The organism is Stenotrophomonas sp. 85239_Sma (assembly GCF_056481725.1).
Genome location: NZ_CM151163.1, coordinates 3,973,637 through 3,987,969, shown reverse-complemented (window position 1 = coordinate 3,987,969; position 14,333 = coordinate 3,973,637). Strand labels below are relative to the sequence as shown.

15 protein-coding genes and 1 pseudogene are annotated in these 14,333 nt (G+C 66.7%); 13 read left to right on the top strand and 3 right to left on the bottom strand.

Annotated features, from left to right (window positions below; all coding sequences use genetic code 11):
- Window positions 1-16: 16 nt before the first annotated feature.
- The gene (locus ACYKG1_RS18480; RefSeq protein ID WP_100440053.1) at window positions 17-499 is read right to left on the bottom strand and encodes a YajQ family cyclic di-GMP-binding protein; all 483 of its coding nucleotides are present in this window, start codon (window positions 497-499) and stop codon (window positions 17-19) included.
- 181 nt (window positions 500-680) lie between these two features.
- Between ACYKG1_RS18480 and ACYKG1_RS18475 the strand changes: the two genes are divergently transcribed.
- The 5 genes and pseudogenes from ACYKG1_RS18475 to ACYKG1_RS18455 all read left to right on the top strand — a co-directional run bounded on the left by ACYKG1_RS18475 (window position 681) and on the right by ACYKG1_RS18455 (window position 4,248).
- Window positions 681-1,577, top strand: a complete 897-nt coding sequence (locus tag ACYKG1_RS18475; RefSeq protein ID WP_100473970.1) for a DMT family transporter — start codon at window positions 681-683, stop codon at window positions 1,575-1,577.
- 179 nt (window positions 1,578-1,756) lie between these two features.
- Complete coding sequence (locus ACYKG1_RS18470) at window positions 1,757-2,764, top strand: methionine ABC transporter ATP-binding protein (RefSeq protein ID WP_478471081.1); 1,008 nt, start codon at window positions 1,757-1,759, stop codon at window positions 2,762-2,764.
- Complete coding sequence (locus ACYKG1_RS18465) at window positions 2,761-3,450, top strand: methionine ABC transporter permease (RefSeq protein ID WP_032961215.1); 690 nt, start codon at window positions 2,761-2,763, stop codon at window positions 3,448-3,450. Before ACYKG1_RS18470 ends, ACYKG1_RS18465 begins: the two co-directional genes overlap by 4 nt.
- A gap of 209 nt (window positions 3,451-3,659) precedes the next feature.
- Window positions 3,660-3,938 (top strand): annotated as a pseudogene (locus tag ACYKG1_RS18460) (type II toxin-antitoxin system RelE/ParE family toxin).
- Between the two features lie 10 nt (window positions 3,939-3,948).
- Window positions 3,949-4,248 carry a HigA family addiction module antitoxin gene (locus tag ACYKG1_RS18455; RefSeq protein WP_006471116.1) on the top strand — a complete coding sequence of 100 codons (300 nt, stop codon included), beginning with the start codon at window positions 3,949-3,951 and terminating at the stop codon, window positions 4,246-4,248.
- Window positions 4,249-4,288: 40 nt separating this feature from the next.
- On the opposite strand, the gene ACYKG1_RS18450 is transcribed toward ACYKG1_RS18455, so the two are convergent.
- A complete protein-coding gene (locus tag ACYKG1_RS18450; protein WP_100473968.1) occupies window positions 4,289-4,891 on the bottom strand; it encodes a lipocalin family protein in 603 nt (200 codons plus the stop codon).
- Window positions 4,892-5,018: 127 nt separating this feature from the next.
- Between ACYKG1_RS18450 and ACYKG1_RS18445 the strand changes: the two genes are divergently transcribed.
- Window positions 5,019-5,342 carry a hypothetical protein gene (locus ACYKG1_RS18445; RefSeq protein WP_478471080.1) on the top strand — a complete coding sequence of 108 codons (324 nt, stop codon included), beginning with the start codon at window positions 5,019-5,021 and terminating at the stop codon, window positions 5,340-5,342.
- Between the two features lie 69 nt (window positions 5,343-5,411).
- A complete protein-coding gene (locus tag ACYKG1_RS18440; protein ID WP_478471079.1) occupies window positions 5,412-7,508 on the top strand; it encodes a prolyl oligopeptidase family serine peptidase in 2,097 nt (698 codons plus the stop codon).
- Between the two features lie 65 nt (window positions 7,509-7,573).
- On the opposite strand, the gene ACYKG1_RS18435 is transcribed toward ACYKG1_RS18440, so the two are convergent.
- On the bottom strand, window positions 7,574-8,767 hold the full coding sequence (locus tag ACYKG1_RS18435) for a pyridoxal phosphate-dependent aminotransferase (protein ID WP_478471078.1): 1,194 nt from the start codon (window positions 8,765-8,767) through the stop codon (window positions 7,574-7,576).
- Between the two features lie 144 nt (window positions 8,768-8,911).
- On the opposite strand from ACYKG1_RS18435, the gene ACYKG1_RS18430 reads away from it, so the two are divergent.
- The 6 genes from ACYKG1_RS18430 (at window position 8,912) to xerC (ending at window position 14,267) form a co-directional block, all read left to right on the top strand.
- Complete coding sequence (locus ACYKG1_RS18430) at window positions 8,912-11,023, top strand: S9 family peptidase (protein ID WP_478471077.1); 2,112 nt, start codon at window positions 8,912-8,914, stop codon at window positions 11,021-11,023.
- 54 nt (window positions 11,024-11,077) lie between these two features.
- Window positions 11,078-11,503, top strand: coding sequence for a YbaN family protein (locus ACYKG1_RS18425; RefSeq protein ID WP_100473964.1), 426 nt, complete (start codon window positions 11,078-11,080; stop codon window positions 11,501-11,503).
- A gap of 69 nt (window positions 11,504-11,572) precedes the next feature.
- On the top strand, window positions 11,573-11,845 hold the full coding sequence (lptM, locus tag ACYKG1_RS18420) for an LPS translocon maturation chaperone LptM (RefSeq protein WP_100473963.1): 273 nt from the start codon (window positions 11,573-11,575) through the stop codon (window positions 11,843-11,845).
- A complete protein-coding gene (gene dapF / locus ACYKG1_RS18415) occupies window positions 11,838-12,689 on the top strand; it encodes a diaminopimelate epimerase (protein ID WP_262083638.1) in 852 nt (283 codons plus the stop codon). Before lptM ends, dapF begins: the two co-directional genes overlap by 8 nt.
- On the top strand, window positions 12,686-13,360 hold the full coding sequence (locus tag ACYKG1_RS18410; RefSeq protein WP_100473961.1) for a DUF484 family protein: 675 nt from the start codon (window positions 12,686-12,688) through the stop codon (window positions 13,358-13,360). The genes dapF and ACYKG1_RS18410 overlap by 4 nt, the downstream gene beginning before the upstream one ends.
- Before the next feature lie 16 nt (window positions 13,361-13,376).
- Window positions 13,377-14,267, top strand: coding sequence for a tyrosine recombinase XerC (gene xerC, locus ACYKG1_RS18405; protein WP_100473960.1), 891 nt, complete (start codon window positions 13,377-13,379; stop codon window positions 14,265-14,267).
- Window positions 14,268-14,333: the final 66 nt, after the last annotated feature.

The window sequence follows — 14,333 nt, the reverse complement described above, 5'->3', positions numbered from 1 at the left end:
GTGCCCGGCGGATGCCTCAGTCGCGGAAGTTGTTGAACTGCAGCGGCAGCTCGAACTTGCCGGCCTTGAGCACGGCGATGGCGTCCTGCAGGTCGTCGCGCTTCTTGCCCTGCACGCGCAGCTTGTCGCCGTTGATCTGGCTTTCCACCTTCAGCTTGGCCTCCTTCAGCGCTGCGGCGATCTTCTTGGCGATCTTCTGCTCGATGCCCTGCTTGACGGTGATCTTCTGCCGGGCCTGGGCAAGGTTGGTCTCGATGTCGCCGAACTCCAGGCTGAGCACGTCGATGCCGCGTGCGGCCAGGCGTGCGCGCAGGATGTCGTTCATCTGCTTGAGCTGGAACTCGGTTGGTGCGGTCTGGTTGATGACATCGCCATCGCGCTCGAACTTGGCATCCACGCCCTTGAAGTCGAAGCGGGTGCTCAATTCGCGGTTGGCCTGGTCGATGGCGTTGGTCAGCTCGTGGGTGTCGACTTCGGACACGACGTCGAAGGAAGGCATGGGCGATGCTCCGCAGGATTCAGTGGTGGCCATTCTATCGTGCCGGCCTGCATGCCTGCCTTCTGTAGCCGAGCCATGCTCGGCTGTCCTGTGAAGAGGCGTCGGTCCTGGCTCGACTCTACAGGTCCGCCCGTTGAGCAATCTCGACTCTACAATCCGGTGCGGTCGGCGATAATGGGTCATGAACGTGCAACGCTCCCCCTCGCGTGCGGTGGCCTGGATGGTCGCTGCGGTCGCCTGCTTCTCGCTGATGGACGCTGGCATGAAGCAGCTGTCGGCCAGCTATCCAACGTTGGAAGTGACCTTCCTGCGCGGCGCTGCCTCGTTGCCGTTCGTGCTGGTCTGGGTGCTGGCCAGCGCCGGGCCGCGTTCGCTGGTGCCGCGCCGCTGGGGCCTGCACCTGCTGCGTGGCGCGCTGGGCATGGCGATGATCGGCTGTTTCGTGTTCGCCCTGCGCGACCTGCCGCTGTCCACCGCCTACACCATCTATTTCGTCGCCCCGCTGCTGATCGCTGCGCTGTCGGTGCCGCTGCTGGGTGAGCGGGTCGGGCCGCGGCGCTGGGTCGCCATCGGCATCGGCCTGGTCGGCGTGCTGGTGGTGCTGCGGCCGGGTGTGGACGGTTTCATTTCGGTGCCCGGCCTGATGGTGCTGGCCGCCGCCACTGCCTATGCCGTGGCGGCGATCACGGTCAGCCTGCTGACCCGGACCGATTCCTCGCAGTCGATGGTGGTCTGGTTCCTGGTGATCATGGCCATCGGCGCCGGCCTGCTGTCGATTCCCGGCTGGGTACCGCTGCAACTGGCGCATGCGCCGCTGATCGCCGGCATGGGCCTGGCCGGGGCGCTGGGCCAGATCGCGCTGACCAGGGCTTTCCAGCTGGGCGAGGCGTCGATGATCGCGCCGCTGGAGTACAGCGGACTGGTCTGGGTGATCGGTTGGGATCTGGCCTTCTGGGGCCAGCTGCCCGATGGCTATACCTGGGTGGGCGCGGCGATCATCGTCGCCTCGGGCCTGTACCTGCTGCATCGCGAGCGCCTGAACCGGGTGCAGCCGCCGAAGCCGCTGGATCATCCCTGAGTTGGTTGGGCCAGGGAATGGGGTCAGAGCCCCTGCGGGAATCCGACCCCAGCCAACGCGCCGGTGCGGGCGCCTTAGAACCAAAAGGAATAACATTCTGGCCCATGGCGCGGGCGCGCGACCGCCCGCGCTGGTAGGCTGCACGCCCCCTTCCGTCACCCAGCCGGTGAGCCACGCCCGTGATCGAGTTCCAGCGCCTGCACAAATCCTATGCCGTTGCCGGCCGCGAAGTCAGCGCGCTGCAACCGCTGGACCTGACCATCGAGGCCGGGGAGGTATTCGGCATCATCGGCCATTCCGGCGCCGGCAAGTCGACCCTGATCCGCATGATCAACCGCCTGGAAGAACCCAGTGGCGGGCGGCTGCTGATCGGCGGTGAGGATGTCACCGCGCTGGACGCGGATGGCCTGCGCGCGCTGCGCAGGCGCATCGGCATGATCTTCCAGCACTTCAACCTGCTGTCGTCGCGCACAGTGGCTGGCAATGTCGCCTTCCCGCTGGAGCTGGCCGGCACGCCGAAGGCGGAGATCGACGCGCGCGTGGCCGAGCTGCTGCAGACCGTGAGCCTGGAAGCGCATGCGCAGAAGTATCCGGCGCAGCTGTCCGGTGGCCAGAAGCAGCGCGTCGGCATCGCCCGTGCGCTAGCGACTCGACCGCAGATCCTGCTGTGTGACGAAGCCACCAGTGCGCTCGACCCGCAGACCACGGCCTCGGTGCTGTCGCTGCTGTCGAAGATCAACCGCGAGCTGGGCCTGACCATCGTGTTGATCACCCACGAGATGGATGTGATCCGCCGTGTCTGCGATCGCGTTGCTGTGCTCGATGCCGGCCAGATGGTCGAGACCGGACCGGTTACCCGGGTGTTCCTGCATCCGCAGCACCCGACCACGCGCCGTTTCGTCAGCGAATCGGAGCACGTGGATGAAGGGGCATTGCACCGCGATTTCGACGTGGTGGGCGGTCGCATCGTGCGCCTGACCTTCCTCGGTGGCGACACCTACGAACCCCTGCTCGGCAGCGTCGCGCGCCAGACCGGGGTCGACTACAACATCCTGTCCGGCCGTATCGACCGGATCAAGGACACCCCCTATGGCCAGCTGGTGGTCGCCCTGGTGGGCGGTGACCAGTCCGCCGCGCAGGCCGCCTTCGTGGCTGCCGGCGTGCACGTTGAGGAGCTGCGTCGATGATCATCGCCACTGCCGGCGGTTTCTTCCGCCACCTGGATGCGGGCAAGTGGGCCGACATCGGCCAGGCCACCATCGACACCCTGCTGATGCTGCTCGGTTCGTTGCCGCTGACCTTGGCCATCGGCCTGCCGCTGGGCGTGCTGCTGTACCTGTTCGGCGCGCCGCAGATGAAGCGCCGTCCGTTTGCCTACGGTGTGCTGGCGTTGGTGGTGAACCTGCTGCGCTCGGTGCCCTTCATCATCCTGATGATCGTGCTGATCCCGGTCACGCTGTTCCTGATGGGAACGTCGCTGGGCGTGCGCGGTGCGATCGTGCCACTGGTGATCGGCGCGGCGCCGTTCTACGCGCGCCTTGTCGAGACCGCGCTGCGCGAAGTGGATCGTGGCGTGATCGAGGCGACCCAGGCGATGGGCGCCACCACCTGGCAGCTGGTCACCCGGGTGCTGCTGCCGGAGGCACGTCCGGGCCTGATTGCCGGTGCGACCGTCACCACCGTGGCCCTGATCGGCTTCACTGCGATGGGCGGTGCGATCGGTTCCGGTGGCCTTGGTGACCTGGCGTTCCGCGATGGCTACCAGCGTTCGCACACCGACGTGGCCCTGGTTACCGTGGTCCTGCTGCTGGTCCTGGTGCAGCTGCTGCAGATGCTCGGCGACCGCCTGGTCGCGCATTACAGCCGCAGATAACAGAATGCCGAGCGGCGGCCGGCATCTCGTTCGGGTAGTGCCGGCCGCTGGCCGGCAAGCCGGCAGCCTGCAGAGTGTCGGCAGTGTGCCTGTCATAGCGCCAGGCTCTGGAAGCGGCCACGCCCATCAGGAATCGATATCGTCAGACTGGGACTGGCAGCACAACGCGTTCCTTGGTATGTTCCGTTCAACGTAATACGTTTTGCGGAATGATCCGTTCATTCCGCTGCAAGCAGACCCGCGCCCTGTTTGAAGGAACCTGCCCACGCGCCTAGCGCCAGATCCGGCGAGTGGCGGAACGCAAACTGCAACTGCTCGACTCGGCACAGACGTTGGCCTTCCTCCGCAGCCCGCCCGGGAACCGCCTCGAGGCGCTTTCAGGCGATCGAAGAGGCCAGTACAGCCTTCGCATCAACGATCAATGGCGGCTCTGCTTTTCCTGGACCGACCGCGGCGCCGATGCCGTGGAAATTGTTGACTATCACTGAGGTGTCCGCCATGAAGCGTCCCCATAACGGCATGCGCGCCATCCATCCTGGCGAGATCCTGCGCGAAGAGTTCCTGCTGCCCCTGGCGCTGAGCGTGAATGCGCTGGCGAAGGCCCTGGATGTGCCCGCAACGCGGCTGCACGCCATCGTGCACGGCCAACGCAGCATTTCGGCGGACACTGCAGCGCGGCTGGCGCGGCATTTTGGTGGGGATGCCGCGTCCTGGCTCGCGATGCAGGCGGCCTACGATCTCAAGACATTGCCAACGCGCAGCGAAATCGAACGCCGGGTGCAGCCACGCGCGGCGTGAAGTCCGGGCGCTCGGACCCGGCTCCGCACCCGCGATCCGATCAACGCGCGTTCGGTACTTCGTAGCCCAGCTTGCCGACCTGTTCCGGACGCTGCGGTACGCGCTTGAGCTTGTCGGTGTTCACGCCGTACTCGTCGCGCAGGCGCTCGGCCAGCTCCTTGTACAGGGCTTTGTCCATGTCCGGCTTGCGCGCGAAGATCCAGGCCATCTCGCGGCCCGGATAACCGATCAGTGCCCATGAATAGTCCGGGGCCACTTCCAGTACCCGCGAGTGGGTCGGCACGACGCGATAGAACCAGGTTCGCCAGCCATGGTTGCCGCTGTCGGGATCGACGCTGGCACGTGCGCGTATTTCCTGCAGCGGTTCACCAAAGCCATCACGGTAGCGGTAGGTGATGCCGACCTTGTGCTCGTCACGCAGCTCGTACTCGTTGACGCTGGCGACATGCCCGCGTTCGATGAAGTTCGGCACGCGGCCGATCACATACCAGGTGCCCATGAAGCGCTTCAGGTCGATCGGCGCCCCCGGGTCGGCCGCGTCGGTGGCGCTGGCGCGGGGCGACGGCGGCTCACTGGCGGCCATGGCAGGACCTGCCAGGGACAGAGCCAGCAGCACGGCGCAGAACGGGCGGATCGAAGTCATGCGGGAGCGGGCTCCAGTGGGCTTGCACGCGCATGGTCGACTGTGTGCACGCGATCCGTCAATGGTGTCGCATCCTGTGAGAAGGGGCTTGCCCAAGCTGTGTTGCATTGTCTACCGGAGAAGCCCCATGAACGATCGTTCCGTCCGTCGTCCTGCAACTGAACGCGTCATCGAATGCGCCGACCCACGCCTGCTCCGCGGCGTGCGGCAGCTGGCCCTGGCCGGGCTGGCGCTGGTACTGGTCTGGCCGGCGGCACGTGGCAGCAGTGCGTGGCTGGGCTGGCTGCCGATGTGGCTGGTGGGCATGCCGTTCGCGGCCTGGTGGGCGCTGCTGCGCTTTCCGCTGCCCCACCTGTCATGGCGGCGGCGGGCGCGGCGTACCGGCGGACAGGCACGCCGCCGGCCGGCTACCGCCGCACGCAGCCGGCGCAGTCCGGCGGCCACGGCCTGACCTTCGACACGGGGGAGGCCGCGGCATTCCGTGCTAGCGTTCCACGGCTTATGACTGCCTGGAGCTGCAATGTCACGACTCGCTTCCGCCTGCCTGTTGGCCGGCATGATGACCGCTGCCTCGGTGGGGACCGCCGTGGCCGCTGAAGACACCGATCGCTACGCATGGCTGGAGGACGTCACCGGCGACAAGCCGCTGTCCTGGGTCAAGGAACAGAATGCCAAGTCCGAGGCGCGCCTGGCGCAGACCCCGGCCTTCAAGCAGATGGAGACCAGCATCCGCGAGGTGCTCGACTCCGATGCCAAGATTCCCGGCGTGCAGAAGATCGGCGACTACTACTACAACTTCTGGAAGGACCAGCAGCACGAGCGCGGCCTGTGGCGCCGCACCACCCTGGCCGAGTACCGCAAGGCCTCGCCGCAGTGGGAGACCGTGCTCGACCTGGATGCACTGAACAAGGCCGAGGGTGAGAACTGGGTCTGGCATGGCGCTGATTGCCTGCGCCCGGATTACAGCCGCTGCCTGATCGCGCTGTCGCGCGGCGGCGCCGACGCCGACGTCACCCGTGAGTTCGACCTGGCCAACAAGACCTGGATCAAGGACGGCTTCTTCCGTCCGGAGTCGAAGGGTGGCCTCAACTGGGTCGACCGCGACACCGTGTTCGTCTACACCGACTTCGGTGCCGGCTCGATGACCACGTCCGGCTATCCGCGCGTGGCCAAGCTGTGGAAGCGTGGCACGCCGATGGCCTCGGCCACCGTGGTGTACGAAGGCAAGCCGGAAGACATGTACATCGCGGCGATGCACGATGACACCCCGGGCTTCGAGCGCAACCTGGTCAGCCGCACGCTGGCGTTCTACAACAACGAGCTCTACCTGCGTGGCGACGACGGCACGCTGACCAGGATCGACGCGCCGAACTCGGCCGAGAAGGGCCTGCACAAGCAGTGGCTGACCCTGGAACTGCGCGATCCGTGGACCGTGGGCGGCAAGACCTACGCGTCCGGTTCGCTGCTGGCGACCAAGCTGGACGACTTCCTGGCCGGCAAGCGTGACTTCGAGGTGCTGTTCACCCCGACCGCGACCACCTCGCTGGCCAGCGCCACCTGGACCAAAAACCATCTGGTGCTGAACGTGCTGGATGACGTCAAGAACCGCCTGTCGGTGCTGACCCCGGGCGCCGATGGCTGGCAGACCAGCCGCTTCGTTGGTGCCCCGGCCTTCGGCACGCTGGCCGTGGCCGCAGTAGACAGCAACGACAGCGACGCGGTGTGGCTGACCGCCACCGACTACCTGACCCCGACCACGCTGGCCCTGGCCGAGATCGGCCAGGCGCCGGAAACGTTGAAGACCATGCCGGCCTTCTTCGATGCCAAGGGCAAGGTGATCGAGCAGCACTTTGCCACCAGCAAGGACGGCACCCGCGTGCCGTACTTCGTGGTGCACGACAGGGCGATGAAGCTCGATGGCTCCAATCCGACCCTGCTGTACGGCTACGGTGGTTTCGAGATTTCGCTGACGCCGAGCTATTCCGGTGGCATGGGCCGCGCCTGGCTGGAGAAGGGCGGCGTGTACGTGGTCGCCAACATCCGTGGCGGCGGCGAGTACGGCCCGCGCTGGCACCAGGCGGCGCTGAAGCAGAATCGCCACAAGGCCTATGAAGACATGGCCGCCGTGGCGCGGGACCTGGTCAAGCGCAAGATCACCTCCGCCAAGCACCTGGGCGTGCAGGGCGGCAGCAATGGTGGCCTGCTGACCGGCAACATGCTGACCCAGTACCCGGAACTGTTCGGTGCAGTGGTGGTGCAGGTGCCGCTGCTGGACATGAAGCGCTACAGCCACCTGTTGGCCGGCGCTTCGTGGATGGCCGAGTACGGCAACCCGGATACCAGCGACTGGGACTTCATCAAGACCTTCTCGCCGTACCACCTGTTCAACGCGAAGAAGAACTACCCGCCGGTGCTGTTCACCACCTCCACCCGCGATGACCGCGTGCACCCGGGCCACGCCCGCAAGATGGCGGCGAAGATGATCGACGCTGGCAAGGACGTGACCTACTACGAGAACATCGAAGGTGGCCACGGCGGCGCAGCCAACAACGCGCAGGCCGCGCATATGTCTGCGCTGGCCTACAGCTTCCTGTGGGAGCGGTTGGGCGGCAAGTGATGGAATGAAAAACGCCGCCCCAGGGCGGCGTTTTTCTTTACCGGTAGTGCCAGCCGGCACTACCGTCAACGTGATCCTTGCCAGCGCTTCAACCCGCGCGAAATTCGCGCCACCGCCTCCTGCAACCGCGGCACTTCCTGGGTATAGGCCAGCCGCACATGCTGGTTGGCGCGGTGGAAGCCGAAGTCCAGGCCCGGGGTGAACGCCACGTGCTCGGTTTCCAGGAAGTGCGCGCAGAACGCCTGCGCGTCGTCGGTGAACGCGCTGACATCGGCGTACAGGTAGAACGCACCCTGCGGCTCGACTTCAATCCGGAAGCCCAGCTCGCGCAACGCGGGCAGCAGGAAGTCGCGGCGCTGGCGGAACGCTTCGCGGCGCTGCTCGAAGATCGCCATTGATTCCTCGCTGAAGCAGGCCAGTGCGGCGTGCTGGGCGATGCTCGAGGCGCTGATGTACAGGTTCTGCGCCAGCTTTTCCAGGTCCGGGACTGCGGCCGGTGGTGCCACCAGCCAGCCCAGCCGCCAGCCGGTCATGCCGAAGTACTTGGAAAAACTGTTCAGCACGAATGCGCTGTCGTCCACCTGCAGCACGCTGGGTGCATCCAGGCCGTAGGTCAGGCCATGATAGATCTCGTCCACCACCAGGTGGCCGCCGCGCGCGTGCAGGGTCTGCGACAGCGCGGCCAGTTCATCGGCGGACAGCACGGTGCCGGTCGGGTTGGCTGGGGACGCGACCAGCGCGCCGACGCTGTCGGCATTCCAGTGCTGTTCCACCAGCGCCGGGGTCAGCTGGTAGGCAGTGTCCGGGCCGACCGGTACCAGTTGTGCGCCGCCTTCAACAAGGCGCAGGAAGTGGCGGTTGCACGGGTAACCGGGGTCGGCCAGCAGCCAGTGGCGGCCGGGATCGACCAGCAGGCTGCTGGCCAGCAGCAGCGCACCGGACCCACCCGGGGTGACCAGGATGCGTTCGGGATCGATATCCAGCCCATAGTGGCTGCGATAGAAGCCGCTGATCGCCTGGCGCAACGCGGGCAGGCCACGCGCGGCGGTGTAGCGGGTGTGGCCGGCAGCCAGCGCGGCCTGACCGGCACGCACGACGGGTTCGGCGGTAGTGAAGTCCGGTTCGCCGATTTCAAGGTGGATCACATCGTGGCCGGCCTGTTCCAGCGCCTGCGCGCGGTCCAGCAGGGACATCACGTGGAACGGAGCGATTTCATGGCTGCGCCGGCTGTAGCCCGGCGTGTGGGGCAGGGTACTCATGGAGCCCATGGTACGCCGGTCGACATGGCCCATGACGATCCGCAGGGTTGCCGCTTGGCCGCGATTGGGGTCAGATCCCTTTTCGGGAAAAGGGATCTGACCCCGCCGAAGACCATTGCATTGATGCGCCTGGAACCTTATCTCATGAAATCCACCCTCTGCCTGTTACTCGCCAGCCTGATGACCACGACTGCTACCGCCGCCACGCCGCCCGTTCCGCCGGATGCCGCCAGGCATCCGCATGTGGTCAAGGCGCCGTTCGGCGCGACCCGCAACGATGACTATTACTGGCTGCGCGACGACAAGCGCGAGAACAAGGACATGCTGGCCTACCTGCAGGCCGAGAATGCCTATGCCGACCAGTTGCTGGCACCGCTGAAGCCGCTGGAAGACACCCTGTACGCGGAGATCGTCGGCCGCATCAAGCAGGACGATTCCAGCGTGCCGGCGCGCGAGCGCGGCTACTGGTACTACAGCCGCTTCGAGACCGGCCAGGACTACCCGATCCATGCGCGCCGCAAGGGCAGCATGGATGCGGCCGAGGAAATCCTGCTGGATGTCAACGCGATGGCCGCCGGCAAGGGCTACTTCAGCGTCGGCGCGATGGAAGTAAGCCAGGACAACCAGCTGCTGGCCTGGGCCGATGATGACGTCGGCCGCCGCCAGTACACGATCCGCTTCAAGGACCTGCGCACCGGCCAAGTGCTGCCCGACGTGATCACCGGCAGCTCCGGCGACCTGGTCTGGGCCGACGACAACCGCACCGTGCTGTACGTCGAGAACGATCCGGAAACGCTGCTGACCGTGCGGGTGAAGAAGCACGTACTGGGCACCCCGGCCAGCGCCGACACCGTCGTCTACGAAGAGAAGGACGACAGCTTCTACATGGGCATCGGCCGCACCCGCGACGATCGCTTCATCACCATCGGCGTGCACAGCACCGTCTCCTCGGAAGAGCGCTACGCGCCGGCCAGCGACCCGACCACCTTCACCGTGCTGGCGCCGCGCCAGCGCGATGTCGAGTACGACGCCGACCACTACGATGGCCGCTGGGTGATCCGCACCAACGACGGTGCCAAGAACTTCAAGTTGGTCACCGCGCCGACCGACGCCACCTCGCGTGCGCAATGGAAAGACTGGATCGCGCATGACGATGCGGTGTTCATCGAAGGTTTCGAGCTGTTCGATGGGTACACGGCCATCGCCGAACGCTCCGAGGGCCTGGAGCGCATCCGCCTGCTGTTCAAGGATGGCCGCAGCGACTACGTGAAGGCAGACGAGCCGGCGTATTCGATGGGCCTGGGCGACAACACCGAGGCCGATACGCCGTGGCTGCGCTACGTCTACACCTCGATGACCACCCCGACCACGGTGTTCGAGCTGAACACCGCCACCGGCGAGCGCCGCCAGCTGAAGCAGCAGCCGGTGATCGGCTATGACGCCTCGAAGTACGAGACCAATCGCGTCTGGATCACCGCGCGTGATGGCGTGAAGGTGCCGGTGTCGCTGGTCTACCGCAAGGGTTACCAGAAGGACGGCAAGGGCGCACTGTTCCAGTACGCCTACGGCAGCTACGGCATGTCGATGGATCCGTACTTCAACCAGACCGCGGTAAGCCTGCTCGATCGTGGCGTGGTGTATGCCATCGCCCACATCCGTGGCGGCCAGGAAATGGGCCGCGACTGGTACGAGAACGGCAAGCTGCTGCACAAGCAGAACACCTTCAACGACTTCATCGACGTTACCCGTGGCCTGGTCGCACAGGGCTGGGCGGCGAAGGATCGCGTGGCCGCGTCCGGTGGCAGCGCCGGTGGCCTGCTGATGGGTGCAGTGGCCAACCAGGCACCGCAGGATTACCGGGTGATGGTGGCGCAGGTGCCGTTCGTCGACGTGGTCACCACCATGCTTGACCCGACCATTCCGCTGACCACCAACGAGTACGACGAATGGGGCAACCCGGAACAGAAGCCGTACTACGACTACATGCTGTCCTACTCACCCTACGACAACGTGAAGCAGCAGGCGTATCCGGCGCTGTTCGTGGGCACCGGCCTGTGGGATTCGCAGGTGCAGTACTGGGAGCCGGCCAAGTGGGTGGCCAAGCTGCGTGACGACAACATCGGCCACTACCCGATCCTGTTCCGCACCAACATGGAAGCCGGCCACGGCGGCAAGTCGGGGCGCTTCCAGCGCTACCGCGAGCTGTCCGAGTCGTACGCGTTCGTGCTGCAGCAGCTGGGCATCGCCCAGCCGTAATGGCGAAGGGGTGCCGGGCGTAGCCTGGCACCCCGAACCGGTATCCTTGCGGCCATGAGCCTGCCCGAGCCGTCCGCACCGCGCGATAGCGCCACGCCACCGCGCGTGGTGCGTTTCCGCTGGGCATGGTGGCTGCTGGCGTATGTCAGCCTCGGTACCGGCATCGTCGGCATCTTTGTGCCGGGCCTGCCGACCACCGTATTCATCCTGATCTCGGCCTGGGCCGCCTCGCGCGGCTCCGAGCGCCTGCACACCTGGCTGCTGAAGCATCCGCGCTTCGGCCCGGCCATTGCCAACTGGCAGGCGCACGGAGCGGTCAGCCGCTACGGCAAATGGATGGCCACGATCACCATGGCGGTGTGTGCCGGCATCATGCTGTGGTGCGTGCCGATCGCCTGGGTGAAGTGGTTCTCGATCGGCAGCATGACCGTGGTGGCGATCTGGCTGTGGACCCGGCCGTTGCCACCGCCGGAGCGGTAGTGCCGGCCGCTGGCCGGCGACCCGATCCCCTGCACCAACCGCTCAGCCGCCAATGGCTATACTCGGGGCATGAAGATCCCCCATCGAAACGCCATCCTGATTCCGTTGGCAGCGGCCTCGCTGCTGCTCCTCGCCGCCTGCGGCAACAAGGGCCCGCTGGTGCTGCCGCAGAAGCCGGTGCCGGTGGAAGAAACCGTCGAACCCGCTGCCGAGCCCGCCACCGAAGCAACCCCGGTGGAGACCCAGGGCAGCGGCACCCCGGCCACGACCCTGGAGCCGGCCGCACCGACCACCCAGCCGGCACCCGCGCCAGCGAAGAAGGCGGGCAGCGGGAATGAGTAAGGCCGGTTCCAAGGCCCTGCGCTTCAGCAAGATGCATGGCGCGGGCAATGATTTCGTAGTGATCGACCTGCGTGACGGCACCGCACCGCCCACGCCCGAGCTGGCCGCACGCCTGGCTGATCGCCATACCGGCGTTGGCTGTGACCAGATCCTGACCATCGAGGCGCCGCGCGCGGAAGGCTCGGTGGCCTCGTACCGCATCTGGAATGCCGACGGTTCCAATTCCGAGCAGTGCGGCAACGGCGCGCGCTGCATCGCGGCCTGGCTGGTGCGCGAGGGCAGTGCGCAGGGCGATGCATTCGTCATCGACAGCCCGCTGGCCAGCCATGAAGTGAAGGTGATCGGTGATGGGCAATTCGCGGTAACCATGGGCGTGCCCGCCTTCGAGCCGGCCAACGTGCCGCTGATGGGCTTTGCGCACCCGCGCGAGGAATACCTGCTGCCGCTGCAGGGCGAGAGCGTACGCTTCGCCGCGGTGTCGATGGGCAACCCGCATGCGGTGATCGAAGTGGGCCTGATCGATGCCGCACCGGTCGAGCGCGTCGGTGCGCTGCTGCAGCAGCATGCGTCGTTCCCGCGCTCGGTGAACGTGGGCTTCGCCCAGGTGATGAGCCCGGCGCATGCCCGCCTGCGCGTGTTCGAGCGCGGCGTCGGCGAGACCCTGGCCTGCGGCAGCGGTGCCTGCGCCGCCGCGGTGACCCTGATGCAGCGCGGCCGCCTTCAGCGCGATGCACGCATCAGCCTGCCCGGTGGTGACCTGCGCATCCAGTGGCCGGGCGATGGCCAGCCGGTGGTGATGGCTGGCCCGACCGCATTCGTATTCGAAGGGGAGTGGATGGCATGACCGAAACCGTCGACAAGCTCGGGGCCCATGAAGTCGCTGCCTGGTTGCGGCGTCATCCCGGCTTCCTCAAGCAGTTCCCGGACCTGGCCCTGACCCTGGTGGTGCCGCGCGATGATGGCCCGACCGCATCGCTGGCCAGCTACCAGCTGGAAGTGCTGCGCGAGAAGAACCGCGAGCTGGCACGACGGTTGGCCGACCTGGGGGCCACCGCCCAGGTCAATGAACGCCTGGCAGTGCGCACGCATCAGCTGACGTTGGCGCTGATGAAGCAGGACAACGCCGCCGACACCCTGCGTGCGATGGCGGCATCGCTGCAGGAAGATTTCGCCGGCGACCTGGTGCGATTGGTGGTGCACACGCCGGTGGCCGGACTGGAACAGGCCGACTGGCTGCAGGTAATCGCCGCCGATGATGCGCAGCTGGGCCCGTTCCGCGATTGCCTGAACGACGGTGAGCCGATCTGCGGCCGCCTGCAGCCTGAAAAGAACGCCGTGCTGTATGGCGTGCGCAGCGAGGAGGTGCAGACCACTGCACTGCTGCCGCTGCCGGGCGTGGGCCTGATCGCCGTGGGCAGCCACGATCCGAACCGCTTCTATCCGGGCATGGGGACGCTGTTCCTGCGCATGATGGGTGACGCCCTGGTTACCGGCTTGAAGCGATTCCAGGACTGAGCAGGGCACGACGGCGATGAGCGCGGTACAGGCCTTCCTGCAGCACCTGCAGGTGGAGCGGCGGATGTCGGCACATACGCTCGACGCCTACCGCCGCGACCTGGACGCGCTGTCGGCCTGGGCCGGGCCGCGTGGCATGGCAGTGGAGGCACTGGATGCTGACGCGCTGCGCCAGTTCGTCGCCGATGAGCACCGTCGCGGCCTGTCGGCCAAGAGCCTGCAGCGCCGCTTGTCGGCCTGCCGCAGCTTCTATGCCTGGCTGCTCAAGCATGGCCGCATCGAGGTCAGTCCGGCGGCGACGCTGAAGGCGCCGCGCGCACCGCGCCGCTTGCCCCAGGTGCTCGATGCCGATGAAGCCGTGCAGCTGGTCGAACTTGAGCCGGAAGGTGAACTCGGCCGCCGCGACCGCGCGCTGCTGGAACTGTTCTATTCCTCCGGCCTGCGCCTGAGCGAAGTCTGCGCGCTGACCTGGCGTGACCTGGATTTCGACAGCGGCCTGGTCAACGTGCTGGGCAAGGGCAACCGCCAGCGCCGGGTACCGTTCGGCCGGCCCGCACGCGAAGCACTGCAGGCGTGGCGCGCGGAAAGTGGCGGCGGCCCGGCCGCGCCGGTGTTCCCCGGCCGTAACGGGCCGATCAGCCAGCGCGCGGTGCAGATCCGCATCCGCCAGTTGGCGCAGCGCCAGGGCCTGTTCAAGCACGTGCACCCGCACATGCTGCGGCACAGTTTCGCCAGCCACATCCTGGAATCGTCCGGCGACCTGCGCGGCGTGCAGGAGCTGCTGGGCCACGCCGACATCGCCACCACGCAGATCTACACCCACCTCGACTTCCAGCACCTGGCCAAGGTCTACGACGCTGCGCATCCGCGCGCCAAGCGCCGCAGCAAGGACGACAAGGCCGAATAGCCCGCCCTTGATCTGGATCAGGGCAGGTCGGATGCAACCGGCGCACCGTGGCCGCAGGCCACGAGG

Excerpts from the sequence above, each read along its gene's own strand:
- ACYKG1_RS18440 (WP_478471079.1), top strand. The coding sequence starts at position 5,412 with ATGTCACGACTCGCTTCCGCCTGCCTGTTGGCCGGCATGATGACCGCT.
- dapF (WP_262083638.1), top strand. The coding sequence starts at position 11,838 with ATGAGTAAGGCCGGTTCCAAGGCCCTGCGCTTCAGCAAGATGCATGGC.
- lptM (WP_100473963.1), top strand. The coding sequence starts at position 11,573 with ATGAAGATCCCCCATCGAAACGCCATCCTGATTCCGTTGGCAGCGGCC.
- ACYKG1_RS18480 (WP_100440053.1), bottom strand. The coding sequence starts at position 499 with ATGCCTTCCTTCGACGTCGTGTCCGAAGTCGACACCCACGAGCTGACC.
- ACYKG1_RS18410 (WP_100473961.1), top strand. The coding sequence starts at position 12,686 with ATGACCGAAACCGTCGACAAGCTCGGGGCCCATGAAGTCGCTGCCTGG.
- xerC (WP_100473960.1), top strand. The coding sequence starts at position 13,377 with ATGAGCGCGGTACAGGCCTTCCTGCAGCACCTGCAGGTGGAGCGGCGG.
- ACYKG1_RS18445 (WP_478471080.1), top strand. The coding sequence starts at position 5,019 with ATGAACGATCGTTCCGTCCGTCGTCCTGCAACTGAACGCGTCATCGAA.
- ACYKG1_RS18435 (WP_478471078.1), bottom strand. The coding sequence starts at position 8,767 with ATGAGTACCCTGCCCCACACGCCGGGCTACAGCCGGCGCAGCCATGAA.
- ACYKG1_RS18465 (WP_032961215.1), top strand. The coding sequence starts at position 2,761 with ATGATCATCGCCACTGCCGGCGGTTTCTTCCGCCACCTGGATGCGGGC.
- ACYKG1_RS18425 (WP_100473964.1), top strand. The coding sequence starts at position 11,078 with ATGAGCCTGCCCGAGCCGTCCGCACCGCGCGATAGCGCCACGCCACCG.
- ACYKG1_RS18450 (WP_100473968.1), bottom strand. The coding sequence starts at position 4,891 with ATGACTTCGATCCGCCCGTTCTGCGCCGTGCTGCTGGCTCTGTCCCTG.
- ACYKG1_RS18475 (WP_100473970.1), top strand. The coding sequence starts at position 681 with ATGAACGTGCAACGCTCCCCCTCGCGTGCGGTGGCCTGGATGGTCGCT.
- ACYKG1_RS18430 (WP_478471077.1), top strand. The coding sequence starts at position 8,912 with ATGAAATCCACCCTCTGCCTGTTACTCGCCAGCCTGATGACCACGACT.
- ACYKG1_RS18455 (WP_006471116.1), top strand. The coding sequence starts at position 3,949 with ATGAAGCGTCCCCATAACGGCATGCGCGCCATCCATCCTGGCGAGATC.